At 73.0% G+C, this 4043-nt stretch carries 4 protein-coding genes; all 4 read left to right on the top strand.

The features are described from left to right. Positions 1-278 precede the first annotated feature (278 nt). The 4 genes from rplU to proB all read left to right on the top strand — a co-directional run bounded on the left by rplU (position 279) and on the right by proB (position 3803). Positions 279-596, top strand: coding sequence for a 50S ribosomal protein L21 (gene rplU, locus ABD308_RS31050; protein WP_030397424.1), 318 nt, complete (start codon positions 279-281; stop codon positions 594-596). Positions 597-608: 12 nt separating this feature from the next. Continuing rightward, positions 609-866 carry a 50S ribosomal protein L27 gene (gene rpmA, locus ABD308_RS31045; protein ID WP_344342406.1) on the top strand — a complete coding sequence of 86 codons (258 nt, stop codon included), beginning with the start codon at positions 609-611 and terminating at the stop codon, positions 864-866. A gap of 101 nt (positions 867-967) precedes the next feature. Next, on the top strand, positions 968-2443 hold the full coding sequence (gene obgE / locus ABD308_RS31040; RefSeq protein ID WP_344342404.1) for a GTPase ObgE: 1476 nt from the start codon (positions 968-970) through the stop codon (positions 2441-2443). Between the two features lie 223 nt (positions 2444-2666). After that, complete coding sequence (proB, locus tag ABD308_RS31035) at positions 2667-3803, top strand: glutamate 5-kinase (RefSeq protein ID WP_344342402.1); 1137 nt, start codon at positions 2667-2669, stop codon at positions 3801-3803. Positions 3804-4043: the final 240 nt, after the last annotated feature.

Here is a 4043-nt window from a genome sequence, read left to right as displayed (position 1 = left end):
GGACCAGCGCGGGGGCAAAGAGGGCGGCGCCCGCCGAGGGTGATACGGCGGCCGAGTAGTGCCCGGCCCGGGGCGGACACCCTCCGCCCCGGGCCCGTACGGGCCGGTTTGCCCCTGCGGCGGCCGGTCCGTATTCTTGACCACTGGCGTGTCTACGCCATGCTCCCGAGCACATCACCTCCCAGGCCTCGAAAGAGTCCTACCGGAGAGGTCCCCTGTGTCCGTACCCAGGTGGCTGGCATCGTGAGCTCCGACCGAGTTAGGAAAGTGGGTACCGCATGTACGCGATCGTTCGCGCAGGCGGCCGCCAGCACAAGGTCGCCGTCGGCGACGTGCTGGAGATCGACCGTATCGAGGCCAAGCCGGGTGACTCGGTGGAGCTCTCCACCATCCTGGTCGTCGACGGTGAAGCCGTCACCTCCGACCCGTGGGTGCTGGCCGGCGTGAAGGCTCACGCCGAGGTGGTCGACCAGACCAAGGGCGACAAGATCGTCATCCTGCGCTACAAGAACAAGACCGGCTACCGTCGTCGCCAGGGTCACCGCCAGCAGCACACCGCTGTGCGGATCACGAGCATCGACTCCGTCAGCAAGTAAGGGGATAGCGAGATGGCACACAAGAAGGGCGCAAGCTCTACCCGTAACGGCCGTGACTCGAACGCCCAGCGCCTCGGCGTCAAGCGCTTCGGCGGCCAGGTTGTCTCCGCCGGCGAGATCCTCGTCCGCCAGCGCGGCACCCACTTCCACCCGGGTGCGGGCGTCGGTCGCGGTGGCGACGACACCCTGTTCGCGCTGACCGCCGGTGCGGTGCAGTTCGGCACCCGCCGCGGCCGCAAGGTCGTCAACGTCGTGGCCGTCGAGGCCTGAGTCACACCTGACTCACACTGAAGGGTGGGCCGGAATGTTCCGGTCCACCCTTCGCGCTTTACCGCAGGCAGAACCATTTTCTTCGTATCGGAGGCACTTCCATGACCACCTTCGTGGACCGCGTCGAGCTCCACGTCGCCGCGGGCAGCGGGGGCCACGGCTGCGCCTCCGTGCACCGCGAGAAGTTCAAGCCGCTCGGCGGCCCGGACGGCGGCAACGGCGGTGAGGGCGGCAGCGTCATCCTCACCGTCGACGCGCAGGTCACCACCCTGCTCGAGTACCACCACTCGCCCAAGCGCAAGGCCACCAACGGCAAGCCCGGCGCCGGCGGCCACCGCACCGGCGCCGACGGCCAGGACCTCGTCCTCGCCGTGCCGGACGGCACCGTCGTCCTCGACAAGCAGGGCAACGTGCTCGCCGACCTCGTCGGCCACGGCACCACCTTCGTCGCCGCCCAGGGCGGCCGCGGCGGCCTCGGCAACGCCGCGCTCGCCTCCGCCCGCCGCAAGGCCCCCGGCTTCGCGCTGCTCGGCGAGCCCGGCGACGCCCGCGACATCGTGATGGAGCTCAAGTCCGTCGCCGACGTCGCCCTCGTCGGCTACCCGAGCGCCGGCAAGTCCTCGCTGATCTCCGTGCTCTCCGCCGCCAAGCCGAAGATCGCCGACTACCCGTTCACCACCCTGATCCCCAACCTCGGCGTGGTCACCGCCGGCGACACCGTCTACACCATCGCCGACGTCCCCGGCCTGATCCCCGGCGCCAGCCAGGGCAGGGGCCTCGGCCTGGAGTTCCTGCGGCACGTCGAGCGCTGCTCCGTCCTCGTGCACGTCCTGGACTGCGCCACCCTGGAGCCCGGCCGCGACCCGCTGACCGACCTGGAGACCATCGAGGCCGAACTCGCCCAGTACGGCGGCCTCGACGACCGCCCGCGGCTGGTCGCCCTCAACAAGATCGACGTGCCGGACGGCCAGGACATCGCCGACCTCACCCGCGCCTCCCTGGAGGAGCGCGGCCACCGCGTCTTCGAGGTGTCCGCCGCCTCCCGCAAGGGCCTGCGCGAACTGAACTTCGCCCTGGCGCAGATCGTCGCCGAGGCCCGCGCCGCCAAGCCGGTCGAGGAGTCCACCCGGATCGTGCTGCGGCCCACCGCCGTCGACGACGCCGGCTTCACCATCACCGAGGAGGACGGCGCCTACCGCATCCGCGGCGGCAAGCCCGAGCGCTGGGTGCGGCAGACCGACTTCTCGAACGACGAGGCCGTCGGCTACCTCGCCGACCGGCTGGCCCGCCTCGGCGTCGAGCAGGAGCTGTGGAAGATCGGCGCGCACGAGGGCGACACCGTCATCATCGGCCCCGACGAGAACGCCGTCGTCTTCGACTGGGAGCCGACCATGGCCGCCGGTGCCGAGATGCTCGGCCGCCGCGGTGAGGACCACCGCTTCGAGAGCCCGCGCCCGGCCGTCGACCGCCGCCGCGAGAAGCAGAAGGGCCGGGACGCCGCCGAGGCCGAGTACCTCGCCTTCGAGGCGCTCTCCGGTGGCCGCCAGTCCGCCATCGAGGGCGACGACGAGGACTGACACCGAGTCCGGCCGCCGGCCCGGAAAGCCCCCGCCACCCTGTCAACGGGTGCCGGGGGCTTCGTCGTTGACGCGGCGCCGGGAACGCGAAAGGCGCCGCCGGTGCTGTCCGGCGGCTGGAACGGGGTGCGGTCCGGGTGCGCCGATCGCGTAGATTGCGGGGGGATGCGGCCGGGCCCCGGACCCGCCGCCAGCGCGCCACACCGGAAGGGTGAAACCCGAGATGAGCGAGGACGAACTGCGGGCGGAGGTGCTGACCGCGCGGCGCATCGTCGTCAAGGTCGGCTCCTCCTCACTCACCACGGCCGCCGGCGGCATCGACGCCGACCGGGTCGACGCCCTCGTCGACGCGCTCGCCAAGGTCCGCACCCGCCCCGGCGCCCCCGAGATCGTGCTCGTCTCCTCCGGCGCCATCGCCGCCGGCCTCTCCCCGCTCGGCCTGGAGAAGCGGCCCAAGGACCTCGCCCGCCAGCAGGCCGCCGCCAGCGTCGGCCAGGGCCTGCTGATCGCCCGCTACACCGCCTCCTTCGCCCGCTACGGCCTGCGCGTCGGCCAGGTCCTGCTCACCGCCGAGGACGCCAGCCGGCGCGCCCACTACCGCAACGCCTACCGCACCCTGGACCAGCTGCTCGCGATGGGCGCGATGCCCGTCGTCAACGAGAACGACACCGTCGCCACCGCCGAAATCAAGTTCGGTGACAACGACCGGCTGGCCGCCCTGGTCGCCCACCTGGTCCGCGCCGACCTGCTCGTCCTGCTCTCCGACGTCGACGGCCTCTACGACGGCGACCCGTCCCGCCCCGGCACCAGCCGGATCGCCCAGGTCGCGGGGCCGGACGACCTCGACGGCATCGAGATCGGCAGCGCCGGCAAGGCCGGGGTCGGCACCGGCGGCATGGTCACCAAGGTCGAGGCCGCCCGGATCGCCACCGGCGCCGGCATCCCCGTCGTCCTCACCGCCGCCAGCCACGCCGCCGACGCGCTCGCCGGCCGGCCCACCGGCACCCTGTTCCTGCGCACCGGCAGCCGCTCCTCCGACCGGATGCTCTGGCTCGCCCACGCCAGCAGCCCGCGCGGCGCCCTGCACCTGGACGCCGGCGCCGTCACGGCCGTCGTCTCCGGCGGCGCCTCGCTGCTGCCCGCCGGGGTCACCAAGGTCGACGGCGAGTTCGCTGCGGGCGATCCGGTGGACCTTCTTGCCGAAAACGGCCACATCGTCGCGCGCGGACTGGTCAACTTTGATGCGAGGGAGTTGCCCCGCCTGCTCGGCCGGTCCACCCGGGACCTGGCCCAGGAGTTCGGCGCCGCCTACGAGCGGGAGGTCGTCCACCGCGACGACCTGGTCGTCCTGCGCGGCTGACCCGCCGTCGGACCGCCGGAACGCGGGCTGCTCCGTGCGGGGAGCACGCCCGGCCACGGGCGAGGAGGGGCGCGGTCGTACGCGCGCCGGCCGGGGCCGGCGGGTACGACGACACGACATCGCCGAACAGGAGGCCGCCGGTGGAACGCAGGCGCGAGGCAGCGCTGACCGGAGGAACCGCAGGCCGCCGGCTGACCAGCATCGACGGCGGCGGGGACGACGGAGCCGCCGGGCCGGGTG

The organism is Kitasatospora putterlickiae (genome assembly GCF_039527695.1).
In the GTDB taxonomy this organism is placed as follows: Bacteria; Actinomycetota; Actinomycetes; order Streptomycetales; family Streptomycetaceae; genus Kitasatospora; species Kitasatospora putterlickiae.
Note: the sequence above shows the minus strand (reverse complement) of the source record. Positions and strands in the feature narration are given on the sequence as shown.